At 66.4% G+C, this 667-nt stretch carries 1 protein-coding gene; it reads left to right on the top strand.

The window, feature by feature from the left end; genetic code table 11:
* Positions 1–667 (top strand): UDP-glucose 4-epimerase GalE (gene galE, locus AC3IMC_RS20415; RefSeq protein ID WP_490920722.1); only part of this gene is annotated, 667 nt, incomplete at both ends.

Below are 667 nucleotides of genomic sequence, written 5' to 3'. Positions count from 1 at the left end.
TGGACGAAGCCGCGGTGGAGAAGGTCTTCGCCGGCAGCGGCATCGACGCCGTCATCCACTTCGCAGGGCTCAAGGCCGTGGGCGAATCCGTGCGGGAGCCGCTGAAGTACTACTACAACAACCTCGTGGGCACCCTGAACCTGATCCGCGCCATGGACCGGCACGGAGTCCGCTCCATGGTCTTCAGCTCCTCCGCCACCGTCTACGGCGAGCACAACCCCATCCCCTACGTGGAGAAAATGGAAATCGGGGCCAACAACCCGTACGGGCGCACCAAGGAACAGATCGAGGACATCCTCTCCGACCTTGGCGCCGCCGACCCCCGCTGGCACATAGCCCTGCTGCGCTACTTCAACCCCGTGGGCGCCCACCCCTCCGGCCGCATCGGCGAAGACCCCCAGGGCATCCCCAACAACCTGGTGCCGTTCATCGCCCAGGTGGCCGTGGGCCGCCGCGACAAACTCATGGTCTTCGGCGGCGACTACGACACCCCCGACGGCACCTGCCTGCGCGACTACATCCACGTCGTAGACCTCGCCGAAGGCCACGTGGCCGCACTGAACCACATCACCGACCGCACCGGCGTCTTCCGCTGGAACCTCGGCTCCGGCAAGGGCTCCTCCGTCCTGGAGGTCCTGCACTCCTTCGAAAAGGCCGTGGGCAAGCC

The organism is Arthrobacter sp. E70, from assembly GCF_058266945.1.
The sequence above is the reverse complement of the archived record's forward strand: the minus strand, read 5'-3'. Positions and strand labels throughout refer to the sequence as shown.